This window comes from Micromonospora sp. CNZ280 (assembly GCF_011759515.1).
Genome location: NZ_JAAOYP010000001.1, coordinates 2,496,039 through 2,512,644, shown reverse-complemented (window position 1 = coordinate 2,512,644; position 16,606 = coordinate 2,496,039). Strand labels below are relative to the sequence as shown.

Genomic DNA, 16,606 nt, shown 5'->3' with positions numbered 1-16,606 from the left:
ACCCGTCAGGGGTGCCCGTACGGCTCCGCCGGCTCCGCGGCCTCGACCGAACCGGGCGCCCGGCTGACCGCCACCGCCTCCACCGCGCTGTCGTCGTAGACGGTGGGCAGCTCGTCGACCGGCGTCTCGGCGGCCTCGACCAGCGTCTCCGAGTGCGCGCCGCAGCCGTGGTCGGCGCTGACCACCCGGCCGTCGTCCGGGGCGTAGAAGTTGCCGCAGACGCCGAAGCACTGCCGCAGGGCGCCGGCCAGCGGCAGGTAGAAGCCGCAGGTCCCGCAGCGGGCCGCGGCCGGCGCGGCGGTGGAGATGGGCGCGGACGGGCCGTGGTCGCCGTCGTACCAGCGCTGGGCGGCCTCGCTGCGCCCCTCCCGGGACAGCACCCGGGCCCGGCCGAGGCCGAGCTCCCAGGCGGTCTCCTCGACGCCCGGGTCGTCGGAGAGCAGGTAGCCGGGCTGGAGTCGCTCGTCGTCGGGCGGGGTGGGCAGCAGGTCACCGGGACCGAGGTCGCCCGGCTTGAGCCGCTCCTGCCAGGGCAGCCAGCCGGGGGCGCGCAGCGCGTCCGGGCCGGGCAGCAGCACCGTCTCGCAGATCGTCACGTTCCGGCTGCGGGGCACCCGGGTGACGGTGACCGCCCAGCGCCAGCCGCGGTAACCGGCCAGCCGGCACTCGAAGTAGTGGGTGACGAGCCGGTCGCCCTCGGCGACGGCCTGGAGGTGGTCGCCGACGTCGGTGGGCTCCACCTCGGTGATGGCTTCGCGCGCCAGCTCGACGGCGGCGGCGCAGACCTGGTCGAGGCGGGCGGCGCGGGCGGAGGCGGGCCTGGTCACCTCACCATTGTTCCCCATCCGGGCGGGCGACTGTCAGCCACTCCCCGCAGACGTTCTCGCGCAGTGGTGCGGCGTACGCCGGACGGATGGGCGAGGATGGTGCACATGCCGCTGTTCTCCCGCTCCGAGCGGTCCCTCCTCGGGCGGACCGTCGGCACCGGCATCAAGGGCGTACGCCTGCTGCTGCGCGGTTCGTTCAGCGGTGGCCGCTGGATGACCCGGCGGGCCGGCCGGGCCCGGGCCCGGGGCGCGGGCGGCGAGGTCGGCATGGTCCGCCTCTTCGACCTGCACGCGATCTCCTGCGCCGGTGACACGCTGATCGCCATCGGCCTGGCCGGGACGATCTTCTTCAACGTGCCGCTGGGCGAGGCGCGCAGCAAGGTCGCGCTCTACCTGCTGGTGACCATGGTGCCGTTCGCCATGCTGGCCCCGGTGGTCGGGCCGCTGCTCGACCACTTCCGGCACGGCCGCCGGTACGCGCTGGCCGCCACCATGCTCGGCCGGGCGTTCCTGGCCTGGCTGATCTCGGACTACATCCACGGCTTCGGGCTCTATCCGGCGGCCTTCGGGGTGCTGGCGCTCTCCCGCGCGTACGGCGTGGCCCGCTCGGCGGCGGTGCCCCGGCTGCTGCCGGAGGGGCTCGGCCTGTCCCAGGTCGGCGCCCGGGCCAGCGTCTACGGCACGGTGGCCGGCGCGCTGGTCGCCCCGATCGGGCTGGCCGCGTTCTGGTTCGGCCCGCAGTGGCCACTGCGGGTGGCCTCGGTGATCTTCCTGGTCGGCATGGTGATCTCCCTGCGGCTGCCGCCGAAGGCGGATTCGGAGCCGCCGGAGCGGGTGCCCCGCCCGCTGCGGGCGCTGTACGGCCGCTCCGGTGACCGCCCGCTGGGCCGCGGTCGGCCCGCCGGCCGGCTGGTGATCGCCACCCTGATCGGCGCGGCGGGGTTGCGCGCGATCTACGGCTTCCTGCTGCTCTTCCTCGCCTTCGCGATCAAGGCGGGCGACCTGACCACCGTGGTGTTCGGCCGCGACCTGGGCGCCGAGGGCGCGCTGGGGCTGGTCGGCGGGGCGCTCGCGGTGGGCACCTTCCTGGCCACCGCGGTCGGCACCCGGCTGCGCATCCACCGCCCGGCCGCCATCCAGTCCAGCGGAATGGTCATCGTGGCCGGCGTGGGGGTGCTCGCCGCGCTCAAGTTCTCGCTGCCGATGGTGGCGTTGCTCTGCCTGGTGGCCGCCCTGATCAGCGGCATCGCCAAGCTGGCCGTGGACGCCTCGATCCAGGAGCGCATCCCGGAGCGGCTGCGGGCGAGTTCGTTCGCGCACTCGGAGACGGTGCTGATGCTGGCCTTCGTCGCCGGTGGCGGGCTCGGGCTGGTGCCGTTCGAGGGACGCGTGGGGATCGCGGTGGTGGCCGGGGTGGGTGCGCTGGCCGCCGTCCGCGCCATCGTGATGGCCGGCCGGCTGCGCGCCGAACGGCTGGTCGGCCGCCCGCTCGGCGACGACGAGCTGACCGAGGACGAGTCCGAGAGCGGCGACCGCAACGGCCGGCCGGCGGAGGCCACGCCCACCTCTCCGGCCCCCACCCAGGCCGGCTTCGTGGACGACCCCGACCTCGCCCCGCCGGGCTTCCACATCTACCGCCCGTCGTCAGCCGTGGGCGGGCCGGGCGGGACCGACGACGAGACCCGGCGCGAGCCGAGGGGGCCGGTGTCGTGACCGGTCTGCTCGTGGTGACCGCGGTACCGGCCGAGGCGGAGGCGGTCCGCGCCGGCCTGCCGGATCCGGACACGGTGGTGGTGCCGGTGGGCGTGGGCCCGGCCGTCGCCGGTGCGGCCACCGCCCGGTTGCTGGCGCTCGCCGAGGCCGCCGGACGGCCGTACCGGGGCGTGGTGAGCGCCGGCGTGGCCGGTGGCTTCGCCGGCGCCGTGGCGGTGGGCGGCACCGTGCTGGGCACCCGCAGCGTCGCCGCCGACCTGGGCGCCGAGTCGCCCGCCGGGTTCATCCCGGTGGACGAGCTCGGCATGCCGCCCGAGCTGCTCGGCGGCGGCGTCGCGGTCGCCGCCGATCCCGACCTGCTGGCCACCCTCCAGTCGGCCCTGCCCGAGGCGACGGTGGGCGCGGTGTTGACGGTCAGCACGGTGACCGGCACCGCCGCGAGCACCGAGGAGCTGCGCCGCCGGCACCCCGACGCGGTCGCCGAGGCCATGGAGGGGTACGGCGTCGGCGTCGCCGCCGCCCACGCCGGCCTGCCCTTCGTCGAGCTGCGTACCGTCTCGAACCCGATCGGCCCCCGGGACCGCGACGCCTGGCGGATGCGCGAGGCGCTCGCCGCCCTCACCACCGCCGCCGCGGCCCTGGCCTGACCTCGGCCGGCACCCGCCGGTCAGCGGCGCGGCAGGTCGAACCGCAACGCCGACGGCCGGCTCGTCTCCAGTTGGTAGCCGCACCTGAGCAGGAAGTCGACGCCACCCAGCTCGGCGACCGCGCGGGCCGTCCGGATGCCGGCCCGGGCCATCTCCTCGCCGAGCAACTGGACGAGCCGCCGGCCGATGCCCACGTACCGCAGCTGGGGCGCGATCACCACGCCGTCCAGCACGAGCACCCGCTCGTCCCCCAGGTCGTCGCCGAGACAGAGGTCCTCGCTGCGTTCGTGGGCCCGCAGCTCGCCGACCAGGTCACCGCCGGGTAGTTCGGCCACCAGCCGCCAGCAGCCGGCCGGCACCGCCTCGGTCACCCGGCGGACCCCGACGGCGGCCCGGGCCCGCTCCCGCAGCCGTCGCTCGTCGCGACGCTTGCGGTCGAGGTCGTACGTCACCTCGGGCACCCGCACCGGCCAGCGCACCGGCGGGAGGTTGTACCAGTGCGCCCACCACGCCGCCGGCCAGTCCTTCAGCGTCCGCACCTGGCGGAGGTCCAGGTGCGCCGGATACCGCCGCCCCGCCTCGTCCCGATGCCCGTCGTGCGGCTCCTCGGGCCTGCTGTCGATTCCGTCAGCGGCTTCAGTCCGGGCGGTGGCGGAATTCCGGACACCTACCGGCAAGCGCGGTTCCGGCGGCCGCGCCGGCGACTGAGTGCCGTCCTCTCGAGCGGCAGCGCACTCCCGAACACTCACGGTCAACTCGCCGCCGGCGGCGCGGATCAACCGCTCGACCGTCCGGAGCCGGGGATCCGCCTCCGGATCCGACTCGAGCCGCGCCACCGTGCTCTTGGGGACGCCGGAACGCTGGGCCAGTTCCCGCTGACTCAGATCCGCCCGCCGTCGCAGCGCACGCAGCGCGGCTCCCACGTCGATCGCCCCCGCCCGCTTCGCCATTCCTCGATGGTTCCGGCTCGCCGGACGGACTTCAACAGCCTCCCGCCACCTGTGGAAAACCCTGTGGAAAACCAGACCAGGCTGGGGCCCACGGCCTCTCCCGAAGACACTGTCGAGCTGCCCCATCCATAGGACCAAGACCTCCGGCACCGGAGGGGGCAGGCAGTCGGAGGGGGCAGGCAGTCGGAGGGGGCAGGCGCCCCACCAGTTCCGCGGCCCACCTTGCGGCGCACTGCTGTGCGGAGGCCCAACGCCAGCCCTCCGAGCGGCCGAGGGAGAGGTCCAAGGGCACCGGCACCCCCGGCGCCCCATCTATGAGGGCAGCTCTGAAGGACCGCAACAGCAACTGCCGCCCCTGACTGACCACGTCGCGCCCAGCAGCCACACAAAGACTCCCTCAAAACCACTTGCCAGAGCGGAGTCGGAAGGCTGCCGGTCGGCGGCATGGCAGGTGGGACGACCGGTGCCGCCGGGCAACACGGGCGCGTGCGGCTCGGACCACGGCAGACGGCTCGACACCGGGTCGGCTCGAGGCGTAGCGGATCACAGTGGCGGGGGCCGGGGCGGGCGGGGCCGGGGCGGGGCTACGGTGGGGGTGTGGCGCTCTCGCTGGCGATCTCGCCCTGCCCCAACGACACGTTCGTCTTCCACGCCCTGGTGCACGGTCAGGTGCCCGGCGCCCCGCCGGTCGAGGTGACCTACGCCGACGTGGACGTCACCAACACCGCCGCCGAGCGCGGGGCGTTCGACCTGGTCAAGGTGAGTTACGCGGCGCTGCCCTGGCTGCTCGACGACTACCACCTGCTGCCGTGCGGCGGCGCGCTCGGCCGGGGCTGCGGGCCGCTGGTGCTCACCCGGGGCGACGGCAACGGGGCCGGCGGCCCGGACCGGGCCGACCTCACCGGCGCCACGGTGGCGGTGCCGGGCGACCGGACCACCGCGTACCTGCTCTTCCGGCTCTGGGCGGCCGGGCGCCCGCCGGCCCGGATCGAGGTGGTGCCGTTCCACCAGATCATGCCGGGCGTCGCCGCCGGCCGGTACGACGCCGGCCTGGTCATCCACGAGGCCCGGTTCACCTACCCGCGACACGGCCTTACCGCGCTGGTCGACCTCGGCGAGTGGTGGGAGGCCGACACCGGCCTGCCGATCCCGCTCGGCGCGATTTTGGCCCGCCGCGGCGCCGTCGACCCGGAGGCCGCCGCCGGGTGGATCCGCGACTCGGTACGCCGAGCCTGGGCCGACCCGGCGGCCAGCCGCGACTACGTGCTCGCGCACGCCCAGGAGATGGAGCCCGACGTGGTGGACCGGCACATCGGCCTCTACGTCAACGAGTTCACCGCCGACCTGGGAGACGCCGGGTTCGCCGCCGTCGAGGCGCTGCTCGGCCGGGCCACCGACGCCGGGCTGGTGCCTCAGACCTCCAGCTCGCGCGCCACCGCGTGGACCAGCTGAGCGATCTTCTGCGCGGTCTTGCGGTCCGGGAACCGGCCCCGGCGCAGGTCCGGCTGGACCTTCGCCTCCAGCACCTTGATCATGTCTTCGACCAGGCCGTGCAGCTCCTCCGCCGGCCGGCGGCGCAGTTCGGCCACCGAGGGCGGCGCCTCGAGCAGCTTGACCCCCATCGCCTGGGCGCCCCGGCGGCTGTCCACCACGCTGAAGTCGACCCGCTGACCACCCTTGAGGTCGGTGACACCCGCGGGTAGCGCGCCCTTCGGCAGGAACACGTCGCCACCCTCGTCACTGGTGACGAACCCGTATCCCTTGGCCGCGTCGTACCACTTCACTCGACCCGTAGGCACCTGAGATCCCCTGCTTCGCTTGAACCGTCTACTGCTCCAAGGCTAGCCGGATCATGCCGTCGAGCGCCGCCGGGAATCCGGTGAGATCATCGAGCACCAGTTCCGCCCCCGCCGCGCGCAGCTCGTCGACCGAGCACGGGCCGGTGGCGACCCCGATCCCGGGCACGTCGGCCGCCTTGGCGGCCACCATGTCGGCCACGTGGTCGCCGACGTAGTGGGTCGCGCCGTGGGCCCGCAGCGCGGTCGCCTTCTCCTCGGCGAACAGGTCGCCGGCCACCTCGTCGACGGTGATCCCCAGGTGGTCCAGGTGCAGCCGGGCCAGCCGGCCCAGCTTGGAGGTGACCACCAGCACCCGGCCGCCGTGGGCGCGTACCGCCTCGATGGCGGCGAGCGCGCCGGGCAGCGGGACACTGGGCGTGATCGCGTACGCCGGGTAGAGCTCGCGGTACATGCGGACGGCCGCGTCCACCTGCTCCGGCGGGAACCAGTGGGCGATCTCGGTGCGCAGCGGCGGGCCGAGCCGGGACACCGCCAGCTCGGCGTCCACCGGCACGCCGGTGCGGGCGGTCAACGCCCGGTAGGCGGCGGCGATGCCGGGGCGCGAGTCGACCAGGGTCATGTCGAGGTCGAAACCGACCGTAGGTGCGGGCATGCCGAGAAGGTACCCGGTCAACCCGGTCGAGCCGGACGTCCGAGGGGCGCGACGGCCCCCCGCCGGGCTAGCGTGGAACGACGATGACCACCTCACTCGCCGACCACCTCCGGTCGCTGCCCGACGAGTCGCTCGCCGCCCTGCTCCAGCTGCGGCCGGACCTCGTCGTACCCGTGCCGGCCGACGTCTCCGCGCTCGCCATCCGGGCCCAGTCGCGGGTCTCGGTGGCCCGCGCCCTGGACGGGCTGGACCAGTTCACCCTGCAGATCCTGGACGCCGCCCGGCTGACCCGGGACCCGGCCGACGGCAGCACCTCCACCGAGGCGGTGCTCGCCATGGCCACCGCCGGGCCACACCCGCCCGCCCCGACCGCCGTCCGGGCCGCGGTCAACCGGCTGCGCGCGCTCTTCCTGCTGTACGGCCCGGAGAGCGGTCTGCAGATCGTCGGCGGCATCGACGAGATCTCGCCGTACCCGGCGGGGCTCGGCCGACCGGCGGCGGAGCTGGACCCGCGGGCGGCAGCGCTCTGCGCGGACCCGGCGAAGCTGCGGCGCACGCTGCTGGCCGCGCCGCCCTCGGCCCGGGCGATCCTGGACCGGCTGGCCGCCGGCCCGCCGGTGGGCAGCGTGCCGCCCGGCGCGCTCCAGGCCCCGCCGGTCGGCGCGGAGGACGCGCTGCCGCCCGACCCCACCAACGGCGGGGCGCCGACCGGCTCGCCGGTGCGCTGGCTGGTCGACCACCGGCTGCTGGTCCGGATCTCCGGCGGCGCGGGCGGGACCGGCACCGTCGAGCTGCCCCGGGAGATCGGCCTGCTGCTGCGGCGGGACACCGGCCCGCTCGGTCCGCTGCGCACCAGCCCGCCGCCGGTGACGGCCGCGCCCCGCGAGCCGAAGGCCGCCGACTCCGCCGGCGCCGGCCAGACCATGGAGGTGGTACGCCTCACCGAGGCGCTGCTGGAGAATCTCGCCGCCGAGCCGGTGCCGGTGCTCCGCTCCGGCGGGCTGGGCGTACGCGAGCTGCGCCGGCTGGCCCGGGTCGGCGGGGTGGACGAGCCGACGGCGGCGCTGCTGCTGGAGGTGGCGTACGCGGCCGGGCTGCTCGGCGAGATGGACCTGCCCGGCGCGACCACCGCCCGGTACGGCGCCGACCAGCAGGTGCTGCCGACCGCCGGCTACGAGGTGTGGCGGGCCAGTTCGCTGGCCCAGCGCTGGGAGCAGCTGGCCCGGGCCTGGCTGACCATGACCCGGCAGGTCGGGCTGGTCGGGCAGCGCGACGACCGGGACCGGCCGATCACTGTGCTCTCCGCCGAGGCGGAGCGGGCCGGCGCGCCGCTCGCCCGGCGGTCGGTGCTCGGGGTGCTGGCCGACCTGGAGCCGGCCACCGCGCCGACCCCGGAGGAGGTGCAGGAGCTGCTGGACTGGCGGGCGCCGCGGCGCAGCCGGGGCCGCGAGGCCGCGCACCGGGAGGTGCTGGCCGAGGCGGCCACGCTGGGCGTCACCGGCCTCGGTGCGCTCACCTCGTACGGGCGGCTGCTGCTGGCCGACGTGACGGCGGGCGACGAGCGGGGCGGGGACGACCCGCTGGGGCTGCGGGTGGAGGCCGAGGAGGGTGAGCCGTCGACGGCGGTACGCGCGCTGGACGCCCTGCTCCCGGCCCCGGTCGACCACTTCCTGGTGCAGGCCGACCTGTCGGTGGTGGTGCCCGGCCCGCCCGACCCGGCGCTCGCCGCCGAACTGGAGGTGGTGGCCGAGCAGGAGTCGGCCGGCGGGGCGAGCGTGTACCGGGTCACCACGGCGAGCGTGCGCCGCGCCCTGGACGCCGGCTTCTCGGCCGACGACCTGCACGGGCTGTTCCGGCGGCGGTCCCGCACGCCCGTGCCGCAGGGGTTGACGTACCTGATCGACGACGTGGCCCGCAAGCACGGCGGGCTGCGGGTCGGTTCGGCCGGCGGGTACGTGCGCAGCGACGACGAGGCGCTGCTCACCGAGGTGCTGGCCGACCGGCGGCTGGAGTCGCTGGCGTTGCGCCGGCTGGCGCCGACGGTGCTGGTCACGCCGTACCAGGTGAACCGGATGCTGCTCGCGCTCCGCGACGCCGGCTACGCGCCGGTGCCGGAGGACGCCAGCGGGGCGGCCGTGCTGGCCCGGCCGAAGACCCGGCGGGCGCCGGCCCGGGTGTCGGTGGCCGCCCGGACGCTCGACCCGCTGGCCACGCCGAAGCTGTCCATGCCGCGGCTGCTCGGGGTGGTGGAGCAGATCCGGCGCGGCGACGCGGCGGCCCGGGCGGCCCGGCGCGCGCCGGCCATGGTCCGGGGCGTCGCCGACCGGACCGGTCCGGTGGCGGTGCCGAGCCACAGCGACGCCCTGGCGGTGCTGCAGCAGGCGGTGCGCGACAAGGCGCTGGTCTGGGTGGGGTACGTCGACGCGCACGGGGCGACGGCGTCCCGGCTGGTCCGGCCGGTGTCGATCGGGGCCGGCTACCTGCGGGCCGAGGACGAGCGGACGGAGATGCTGCACACCTTCGCGCTGCACCGGATCACGGCGGCGGTGCTGGAGGAGTAGTCGGGGTCAGCGCCGGCTGCGCCGTACCGTCCCGACCACGGAGATGATCAGCAGCAGTGCGAAGCCGGCGCCGGCCGACTCGCCGACCGAGTCGACAAAGCCCTGCTGGAGCACCAGCCAGCCGAAGAGGAACCACCCGACGAGCACCACCGCGGCGAGCGTGTACGCGACGACGGTGGCCGTGGAGACCTCGTCGGCGGGCGCGTCGTCGTGCTGGGGGATCGCTTCACGGTCGACGGTCATCCTCGGCCCCTCCCCGTCCGGTCCGGCCCCTGCCGTCCCAGCGTGTCACTCGGGTGACCGGAGTGACAGGGGATAAAACCCCGATCGGACGTGATGTGCGACCCCGATCCGGCTCAGGGGCGACCTCAGGTGCCGGGCCGGCGACCGACCAGCACCACCTTGCTGCCGACCTTGCCGAGTTCCCAGTACCGGACCGCGTCGGCGTGCAGCAGGTTGACGCAGCCGTGCGAGCCGATCGACTTGTTGTGCAGGTAGGTGGTGGTCTCGTGGAAGCCCGTCCCCTGGGTGAAATGCTGCCAGTACGGCAGCCAGACCTCGTACGGGTTGGACCATTCCTTGATGTTGCGGTAGTTGATGGTGAAGGTGCCGGCCGGCGTGCGGTAGCCGGGCATCCCGGTGCGGGTCACCGTGGGCTTGACGATCACCTTGCCGTTGCGCATCACCCAGGTGGTCTGCCGGGTCAGGTCGATGCAGAAGGTGGTGCCCGAGCCGGCCTTGCAGCGGCTGGTGTCGGTGGTGGCCAGCCGCTTCGCCACGTCGTACGTCGTCGGGCCGGCGCGGCCCTGCACGGGCCGGATGTCGTACCGCTTCTGGAACTTCTTGATGGCGGCGCAGTCGGCGGCGGACTGCCGGCCGTCCACGGTCAGCGTGCCGAACCCGCCGAGTTGCGCGAGGTACGTCTCCACCGCGCGCTGGTGCTCGCCCTGCGGGCAGCCGGTGTACGTCGGCGAGCGGGTGGGTTTGGGCTTCGGCGGGGTGCTCTCGGTGGGTTCCGGCGCGGCGCTGCGGGTCGGCATCGGCGGCGCCGTGGTGGGCTGGACCGGCTGGTCCGGCCCGGGCGCATCGCTCGCCCCCGTTACCTGTTCCGCCGCACCGGCCGGCACGGGCTCCCCGCCCCCGCCCCTGCCTGCCTGCGGATCGAACGTACACGCACCGGCGCCGACCACCGTGACGACTGCCAGGGCGACGAGCCGGGTGGTGATCCGGACATGCTTCATGAGCCCTCCCTGGACAGCCGTCCCCTTGGTAGACGTTTGCGAGTACCGCGACGGTTGCGTGCGGTGAGCATTTTTCTTTGCTCATCTCGGTGCGTGCAACACTGGATGGTCGGCCTGCGGCGGGTAACCGCCGTTCGTGAGGGTCGACGAGCAGCCCGAGGAGAGGACGCTGGCGTGAGCGGTGGACCACTGATCGTGCAGTCGGACAAGACCCTGCTGCTGGAGATCGACCACCCCGACGCGCAGGCCTGCCGGATGGCCATCGCGCCCTTCGCCGAGCTGGAGCGCTCCCCGGAGCACGTGCACACCTACCGGCTCACCCCGCTCGGGCTGTGGAACGCCCGGGCCGCCGGCCACGACGCGGAGAGCGTGGTCGACGCGCTGATCAAGTTCTCCCGCTACCCGGTGCCGCACGCGCTGCTGGTCGATGTGGCCGAGACGATGGACCGGTACGGCCGGCTCCAGCTCGCCAACGACCCGGCGCACGGCCTGGTGCTGCGGGCGCTGGACCGGCTGGTGCTGGTCGAGGTGGCCAAGAGCAAGAAGCTCGCCGGCATGCTCGGCAACAAGATCGACGATGACACCATCGCTGTGCACCCGTCCGAGCGGGGCCGGCTCAAGCAGGCGCTGCTCAAGCTCGGCTGGCCGGCGGAGGACCTGGCCGGCTACGTCGACGGCGAGGCGCACCCGATCGAGCTGGCCGAGGCCGGCAAGGAAGGCCGCAAGCCGTGGACGCTGCGGTCGTACCAGCGGGAGGCGGTCGAGGCGTTCTGGGCCGGCGGGTCGGGCGTGGTGGTGCTCCCCTGCGGCGCCGGCAAGACGCTGGTCGGCGCGGCGGCGATGGCCGAGGCGAAGGCGACCACGCTGATCCTGGTCACCAACACGGTGGCCGGGCGGCAGTGGAAGCGGGAGCTGATGGCCCGCACCTCGCTGACCGAGGAGGAGATCGGCGAGTACTCGGGTGAGCGCAAGGAGATCCGCCCGGTCACCATCGCCACGTACCAGGTGCTCACCTCGCGGCGCGGCGGCGCATTCACCCACCTGGACCTGTTCGGCGCCCGCGACTGGGGCCTGGTCATCTACGACGAGGTGCACCTGCTGCCCGCGCCGATCTTCCGGTTCACCGCGGACCTCCAGGCCCGCCGCCGGCTCGGCCTCACCGCGACCCTGGTCCGCGAGGACGGCCGGGAGGGCGACGTGTTCAGCCTGATCGGCCCCAAGCGGTACGACGCGCCGTGGAAGGACATCGAGTCGCAGGGCTGGATCGCCCCGGCCGAGTGCATCGAGGTACGCGTGACCCTCACCGACGCGGAACGGATGGCGTACGCGACGGCGGAGGCCGAGGAGCGCTACCGGATGGCGGCGACCGCCCGCACCAAGCTGCCAGTGGTTCGCGCGTTGGTGCAGCGGCACCCGGAGGAGCAGGTCCTCGTCATCGGCGCGTACATCGACCAGCTGCACCAGCTCGGCGAATACCTGGACGCGCCGATCGTGCAGGGCTCCACCACCAACAAGGAGCGGGAGCGGCTGTTCGACGCGTTCCGCTCGGGTGAGCTACGGACGCTGGTGATCTCGAAGGTCGGGAACTTCTCCATCGATCTGCCGGAGGCGGCGGTGGCGATCCAGGTGTCGGGGACGTTCGGGTCGCGGCAGGAGGAGGCGCAGCGGCTGGGGCGGGTGCTGCGGCCGAAGGCCGACGGCCGGCAGGCGCACTTCTACACGGTGGTCTCCCGGGACACCATCGACACGGAGTACGCGGCGCACCGGCAGCGCTTCCTCGCCGAGCAGGGGTACGCGTACACGATCGTGGACGCGGACGACGTCCTCGGCCCGACGCTGCCCTCGTTCGACTGACCGGCGCGGCGATCGACGGGCCGGTCCACGCCAGACAGGTCGCCACTCGTTGCCTTTGGAGCTGACGTCAGCAACGACTCAACGGCGACCACCGGCTGAAAGCGGTCGGGGCAGCTGCTCGCCCTGCTCTGCTAGATCGGCGACGACGTCGCGCAGCATCTCCTGCAGTCCCTGCAGTGCCTCGAACTGTGAGGGCGCCAGCCAGGATAGGGACGGGAACTCGGCACAGGTGGCGACGAAATCGTGGTCCTCGGCGGACCAGGTGACGCGGTAGATGTAGTGGGCGATCCCGGGACGGGAACGGGCCTTCATCGCACGGCCTCCATGTCTGTCACCTAAAGTCTAGGGCGTTTTACTATCGGCATCTAGTAACCTAGACTTGCCACGTGAAGCGGGTCGACCTGATCAACAGGATCAGCAAGGCAGCTGCCGACGCCGGCGTGACCTTCGAAAAGGTCCGCGAGGGTGGCAGCCACACGATCTACAGATATGGCCCGCAGAACGTCGTCATACCTCGACACAAGGAGATCAACGAGCTCACGGCGCGGGGTATCCTGCGCAGCCTGGGCTTGAGGTAAGGGGGGCGTCGTTGATGAAGTACACCGCCAGATGCGTACGCTCGGGTGCCTGGTGGGCGATCAGCGTGCCAGAGATCAAGGGCGTGTTCTCTCAGGCTCGTCGTCTCGACCAGGTCGAAGGGATGGCACGTGAAGCCATCGCCCTCATGCTCGACGTCGACCCGCAGAGCTTCGACGTCGACGTGCAGCCCGACCTGCCGCAAGAGGTGACCCGCGCCCGCAAGGCCCGGAGCGCCCTGCGCAAGGCCGAAGAGTCCGCCGAAGAGGCGACTGTCACCGCCGCGCGCGCACTACTGGCGAAGGGCTACACGGTCCGCGACGCGGGCGCGCTTCTTGGCATCTCCCCGCAGCGCGTGTCTCAGCTAGCGCCGAAGAAGGCTGGCAGCGCCAGCAAGATCCGCAAGGGCAGGAAAGCCGCGCTCAGGCCGGGACAGGAGAGCGCCGCCGCTTGATGCGGCCTCGGGTCGCGGTGGTTCGTTCGCCCATCCGGACGTGTTCGGCACGCCCGCGACTGGGGCGGCCTGGTCATCTACGACCGCGCCGTGGAAGGACATCGAGTCGCAGGGCTGGATCGCCCCGGCCGAGTGCATCGAGGTACGCGTGACGCTCACCGACGCGGAGCGGATGGCGTACGCGACGGCGGAGGCCGAGGAGCGCTACCGGATGGCGGCGACCGCCCGCACCAAGCTGCCAGTGGTTCGCGCGTTGGTGCAGCGGCACCCGGAGGAGCAGGTCCTCGTCATCGGCGCGTACATCGACCAGCTGCACCAGCTCGGCGAATACCTGGACGCGCCGATCGTGCAGGGCTCCACCACCAACAAGGAGCGGGAGCGGCTGTTCGACGCGTTCCGCTCGGGTGAGCTACGGACGCTGGTGATCTCGAAGGTCGGGAACTTCTCCATCGACCTGCCGGAGGCGGCGGTGGCGATCCAGGTGTCGGGGACGTTCGGGTCGCGGCAGGAGGAGGCGCAGCGGCTGGGACGGGTGCTCCGGCCGAAGGCCGACGGCCGGCAGGCGCACTTCTACACGGTCGTCTCCCGGGACACCATCGACACGGAGTACGCGGCGCACCGGCAGCGCTTCCTGGCCGAGCAGGGGTACGCGTACACCATCGTCGACGCCGACGACGTCCTCGGCCCGAAGCTCCCGAGCGTGGACTGAACCGCGCTGGTCAGGCGGCCTTGAGCTTCCGCAGGATGTACTGGTTGAGGCTCATGCCGTCCTCGGCGGCCTGGATGGCAAGCTCGCGGTGCAGGCTTTCACCGATGCGCAGGTTGAACTTGCCCGAGTAGCTGCGCTCGGCGTCGTTGAGGGCCCGGCGGACATGCAGCGGCCGCGCCCCGGCCTGGGACGCGGCCGCTGCCGGACGGTCAGTACTGCGGGGTGATGAAGATGCCCGCCTGGTCGACGATCGCGTGGGTGGTGCCCGAGCTGCCGTTGTAGAGGCTCAACCCGCCACGGGTATCAACGATCGCGAGGTTCGACGCTGTCTCGCCCGGCACGAAGTTGACATTCGACGCCGTCGGGCGCGCCTCATTGCCCGGATGGGCGATGAGGAAACCGGAGGCGGTCGGCTTGGTGACCGTCAGGTTCGCCACCACCGCGGCGGCGCTCACACAGCAGGCCAGATCGGCGACGTGCGGGCTGACCGTGACCGTCTCCCGCGGCTGAAGCGGCTTGGCGCCCCCACGGGTGGGGAGGCCCGTGGCATCCCGGCTGTCGGCGATCCGCAGCGGCCCGTTCGGGACGTAGCTGAGCTGGCCGTCCGACCCGAAGTACCCGGCCAGGTCCGCGATCACGTGCGTGCTGCCGGAGCTCTGGTTGTGGATGCTCGCCTTGAGGTCCGTCACCGGAACGATCACCAGGTTCGGGATGGTCTGGCCGGTGACGAAGTTCAGGTTCGACGCGTTCGGCACCGACGAACCGTGCGGGAAGAGCTTCAGTACGCCGTTGGCCTGCGGCGCGGTGACGGTGACGTTGAGGACGACGGCCGTGGCACCCGGGGAGACCTTCCGGTCCAGATCGAGCGTCCGGGTGCTGTTCGGCGCGAGCGCGCCACCCTCGGTGCGGGTGTCCAGGACCCGCGTCGGCGTCTGGGTGGCGAAGCCCTGGCCGGCTTCCCCGTACCAGCCCTGCAGGTCAGCGACGACGTGCACCGTGCCGCTGCCACTGTTCCGGAACCTGATCTTCCCGTTGCTCATCGGGACGGTCACCAGGTTCGGCACCGTCTCCTTGGCCACGAAGTTGACGTTCGAGGCGCCGGGCAGGCTCGTGTCGTCGGGGTAGACAGTGAGGAAGCCGGCGGCCGTCGGCTGGGTCACGGTGACGTTCAGCACCACCGCGCTGATATCCGCCGCCGGTACCCCGCCGATGCTGTTGATCGGCAACACCACCTCGGAGTTCGGCGCCACCGGGGTGGTGGTGTCCACGCCGATCGCGGACCGGGTGTCCAGCAGGCGGGTCGGCGCCACCGCCGTGTAGTGCGCCCCGAGCGTCGTGCAGGACGGGAAGCTGACACCGGCGCTGGACCGGAAGCCGTTCGAACTCGAGTACACCTGCACACAGGCTTTCCCCGCCCGACGGAACCGGTGGTTCACGTTGATCGACGGCCCGTCGACCCACCAGAGGGGTGAGTCACTGAACTTGTACGCGAAGGAGCCGACGGGTCCGTCGGTCGTCCACTGGTTCGAGGTGCTGGCCCGGAGCGTGGTGTCCAGGGGGCCGGCACCGATGGTGCGGTGGAGAGGTTCGATACGCGAACTGTCGGGCCCGATCCGCTCGACCGCCCCCCGGTCGTGGAAGCCGTTGCCTGTGCCGGTGTTGGCCCACGTCGGATCGTCGGCGTGCGAGTTGCCCAGCATGTCGGTGGCCGGCACCCCGCGCGCGGTTGCGTCCGCCGAGTCGATCGCCGGGGAACTCTGCCTCAGTGCGAGGTAGCCGCGGTCGAGGAACCGGGGGTCGAGCAGCGGGTCGGCGACGATGTCGAACGCGCCCTGCCCCGTGGCCGTCTGGAAATCGTCCAGCGTGCGGTAGGTGGTCGCACCCCATCTGTAGAGGGCCCAGCCGGTGGTGGGGTCAATCAGGTTGTGGTGGGCGACCGTGGCCGGCGCCGGATCGGGCACCACCACGATGGCCGTCTTGAGAGTCGGTTCGCCGGCGCATAGATCCTGATCGGCCAAGGGTTTGACGATGTTGTTGGCAACGACTGCGCCGGGCGAGGCGACGAGCATGACGCCCGCTCCGCACCCGGCCTGGATGGTGTTGTTGGTGATGGTCGAGTCGGGGGCGCTGCCGAGGTACATCCCGCCGTTGGGGATCTGGTTGGCAACCACCGTCGCGCCCGTCGCGCCCTCGACTTCCAGCGCCGACCTGCCGGGACCGTGCATCCAGTTCCGGCTCACGGTCACGTCTTGGGAACCGCCGGTCACCCGGACGGCCGGGGCGGACCCCTGGGTGATGGACGTGCCGTCGATGGTGACCCGGGACGAGGCGTCGACCACGACGGCCGCGCCCTGCCGGCCGGTGATGTCGAAGCCGTCGATGACCACGTCGTGCACCTGGCGGAGGGTGAAGATCGTGCCGGTGACGTCGTCCGTGTTGAAGCTGCCCACCCGGACGATGCCGTCGCGGGTGTTGACCGCGCGGAAGGTGATCGGTGCCGCCTCGGTGCCCGACCGGGTGACGGAGACGTTCTCCTGGTAGACCCCTGGCTGCACCAGCACGGTCTGACCGGGCTGCACGACGGCTGCGGCCGCTGAGATCGTGCAGAAGGGTGCCTCTGCGC

16 protein-coding genes and 2 pseudogenes are annotated in these 16,606 nt (G+C 73.0%); 8 read left to right on the top strand and 10 right to left on the bottom strand.

Annotated elements, in window-relative coordinates; translation table 11 throughout:
• Positions 1-5: 5 nt before the first annotated feature.
• The gene (locus tag FHX32_RS12000; protein ID WP_167181033.1) at positions 6-845 is read right to left on the bottom strand and encodes a DUF3027 domain-containing protein; all 840 of its coding nucleotides are present in this window, start codon (positions 843-845) and stop codon (positions 6-8) included.
• 87 nt (positions 846-932) lie between these two features.
• On the opposite strand from FHX32_RS12000, the gene FHX32_RS11995 reads away from it, so the two are divergent.
• Both FHX32_RS11995 and FHX32_RS11990 read left to right on the top strand, forming a co-directional pair.
• Positions 933-2,540 (top strand): MFS transporter, encoded by a 1,608-nt coding sequence (locus FHX32_RS11995; protein ID WP_167181031.1) that lies wholly within the window; start codon positions 933-935, stop codon positions 2,538-2,540.
• A complete protein-coding gene (locus FHX32_RS11990; RefSeq protein WP_167181029.1) occupies positions 2,537-3,187 on the top strand; it encodes a futalosine hydrolase in 651 nt (216 codons plus the stop codon). Before FHX32_RS11995 ends, FHX32_RS11990 begins: the two co-directional genes overlap by 4 nt.
• A 20-nt stretch (positions 3,188-3,207) precedes the next feature.
• Here the strand turns inward: FHX32_RS11990 and FHX32_RS35015 are convergent, their stop codons facing one another.
• Positions 3,208-3,726 carry a GNAT family N-acetyltransferase gene (locus tag FHX32_RS35015; RefSeq protein WP_486481100.1) on the bottom strand — a complete coding sequence of 173 codons (519 nt, stop codon included), beginning with the start codon at positions 3,724-3,726 and terminating at the stop codon, positions 3,208-3,210.
• Positions 3,727-4,005: 279 nt separating this feature from the next.
• Positions 4,006-4,137, bottom strand: a pseudogene (locus FHX32_RS35010) (helix-turn-helix domain-containing protein); the annotation flags it as partial.
• A gap of 597 nt (positions 4,138-4,734) precedes the next feature.
• On the opposite strand from FHX32_RS35010, the gene FHX32_RS11980 reads away from it, so the two are divergent.
• Positions 4,735-5,589 (top strand): 1,4-dihydroxy-6-naphtoate synthase, encoded by an 855-nt coding sequence (locus tag FHX32_RS11980; RefSeq protein WP_167181025.1) that lies wholly within the window; start codon positions 4,735-4,737, stop codon positions 5,587-5,589.
• Here FHX32_RS11980 and FHX32_RS11975 read toward each other — a convergent pair.
• On the bottom strand, positions 5,550-5,936 hold the full coding sequence (locus tag FHX32_RS11975) for a cold-shock protein (protein ID WP_088997128.1): 387 nt from the start codon (positions 5,934-5,936) through the stop codon (positions 5,550-5,552). The two genes, FHX32_RS11980 and FHX32_RS11975, sit on opposite strands and share 40 nt — an antisense overlap.
• A gap of 28 nt (positions 5,937-5,964) precedes the next feature.
• Entirely contained in the window at positions 5,965-6,588 is a 624-nt protein-coding gene (locus FHX32_RS11970; protein ID WP_167181023.1) for an HAD family hydrolase, read from the bottom strand.
• 83 nt (positions 6,589-6,671) lie between these two features.
• Between FHX32_RS11970 and FHX32_RS11965 the strand changes: the two genes are divergently transcribed.
• Positions 6,672-9,149, top strand: coding sequence for a helicase-associated domain-containing protein (locus FHX32_RS11965; protein ID WP_167181021.1), 2,478 nt, complete (start codon positions 6,672-6,674; stop codon positions 9,147-9,149).
• Between the two features lie 6 nt (positions 9,150-9,155).
• Here the strand turns inward: FHX32_RS11965 and FHX32_RS11960 are convergent, their stop codons facing one another.
• Together FHX32_RS11960 and FHX32_RS11955 are read right to left on the bottom strand one after the other, a co-directional pair.
• Positions 9,156-9,392: a hypothetical protein gene (locus FHX32_RS11960; RefSeq protein ID WP_109901917.1), complete on the bottom strand. Its 237-nt coding sequence runs from the start codon at positions 9,390-9,392 to the stop codon at positions 9,156-9,158.
• A gap of 125 nt (positions 9,393-9,517) precedes the next feature.
• Positions 9,518-10,390 carry a L,D-transpeptidase family protein gene (locus FHX32_RS11955; RefSeq protein ID WP_167181019.1) on the bottom strand — a complete coding sequence of 291 codons (873 nt, stop codon included), beginning with the start codon at positions 10,388-10,390 and terminating at the stop codon, positions 9,518-9,520.
• Between the two features lie 174 nt (positions 10,391-10,564).
• On the opposite strand from FHX32_RS11955, the gene FHX32_RS11950 reads away from it, so the two are divergent.
• Positions 10,565-12,244 (top strand): DNA repair helicase XPB, encoded by a 1,680-nt coding sequence (locus FHX32_RS11950; RefSeq protein WP_167181017.1) that lies wholly within the window; start codon positions 10,565-10,567, stop codon positions 12,242-12,244.
• Between the two features lie 78 nt (positions 12,245-12,322).
• Here FHX32_RS11950 and FHX32_RS11945 read toward each other — a convergent pair whose 3' ends face one another.
• Positions 12,323-12,556: a hypothetical protein gene (locus FHX32_RS11945; RefSeq protein WP_486481014.1), complete on the bottom strand. Its 234-nt coding sequence runs from the start codon at positions 12,554-12,556 to the stop codon at positions 12,323-12,325.
• 74 nt (positions 12,557-12,630) lie between these two features.
• On the opposite strand from FHX32_RS11945, the gene FHX32_RS11940 reads away from it, so the two are divergent.
• The 3 genes and pseudogenes from FHX32_RS11940 to FHX32_RS11930 all read left to right on the top strand — a co-directional run.
• Positions 12,631-12,822 carry a type II toxin-antitoxin system HicA family toxin gene (locus tag FHX32_RS11940; protein ID WP_167181015.1) on the top strand — a complete coding sequence of 64 codons (192 nt, stop codon included), beginning with the start codon at positions 12,631-12,633 and terminating at the stop codon, positions 12,820-12,822.
• Positions 12,823-12,836: 14 nt separating this feature from the next.
• The gene (locus FHX32_RS11935; RefSeq protein WP_167181013.1) at positions 12,837-13,274 is read left to right on the top strand and encodes a type II toxin-antitoxin system HicB family antitoxin; all 438 of its coding nucleotides are present in this window, start codon (positions 12,837-12,839) and stop codon (positions 13,272-13,274) included.
• 85 nt (positions 13,275-13,359) lie between these two features.
• Positions 13,360-13,983, top strand: a pseudogene (locus FHX32_RS11930) (helicase-related protein); the annotation flags it as partial.
• Positions 13,984-13,993: 10 nt separating this feature from the next.
• Here FHX32_RS11930 and FHX32_RS11925 read toward each other — a convergent pair.
• Entirely contained in the window at positions 13,994-14,152 is a 159-nt protein-coding gene (locus FHX32_RS11925) for a toxin-antitoxin system HicB family antitoxin (RefSeq protein WP_486481099.1), read from the bottom strand.
• A 40-nt stretch (positions 14,153-14,192) separates the two neighbouring features.
• Positions 14,193-16,562, bottom strand: coding sequence for a right-handed parallel beta-helix repeat-containing protein (locus FHX32_RS11920; RefSeq protein WP_167181011.1), 2,370 nt, complete (start codon positions 16,560-16,562; stop codon positions 14,193-14,195).
• Between the last annotated feature and the right edge of the window lie 44 nt (positions 16,563-16,606).

Excerpts from the sequence above, each read along its gene's own strand:
- FHX32_RS12000 (WP_167181033.1), bottom strand. The coding sequence starts at position 845 with ATGGGGAACAATGGTGAGGTGACCAGGCCCGCCTCCGCCCGCGCCGCC.
- FHX32_RS11995 (WP_167181031.1), top strand. The coding sequence starts at position 933 with ATGCCGCTGTTCTCCCGCTCCGAGCGGTCCCTCCTCGGGCGGACCGTC.
- FHX32_RS11970 (WP_167181023.1), bottom strand. The coding sequence starts at position 6,588 with ATGCCCGCACCTACGGTCGGTTTCGACCTCGACATGACCCTGGTCGAC.
- FHX32_RS11965 (WP_167181021.1), top strand. The coding sequence starts at position 6,672 with ATGACCACCTCACTCGCCGACCACCTCCGGTCGCTGCCCGACGAGTCG.
- FHX32_RS11960 (WP_109901917.1), bottom strand. The coding sequence starts at position 9,392 with ATGACCGTCGACCGTGAAGCGATCCCCCAGCACGACGACGCGCCCGCC.
- FHX32_RS11955 (WP_167181019.1), bottom strand. The coding sequence starts at position 10,390 with ATGAAGCATGTCCGGATCACCACCCGGCTCGTCGCCCTGGCAGTCGTC.
- FHX32_RS11945 (WP_486481014.1), bottom strand. The coding sequence starts at position 12,556 with ATGAAGGCCCGTTCCCGTCCCGGGATCGCCCACTACATCTACCGCGTC.
- FHX32_RS11935 (WP_167181013.1), top strand. The coding sequence starts at position 12,837 with ATGAAGTACACCGCCAGATGCGTACGCTCGGGTGCCTGGTGGGCGATC.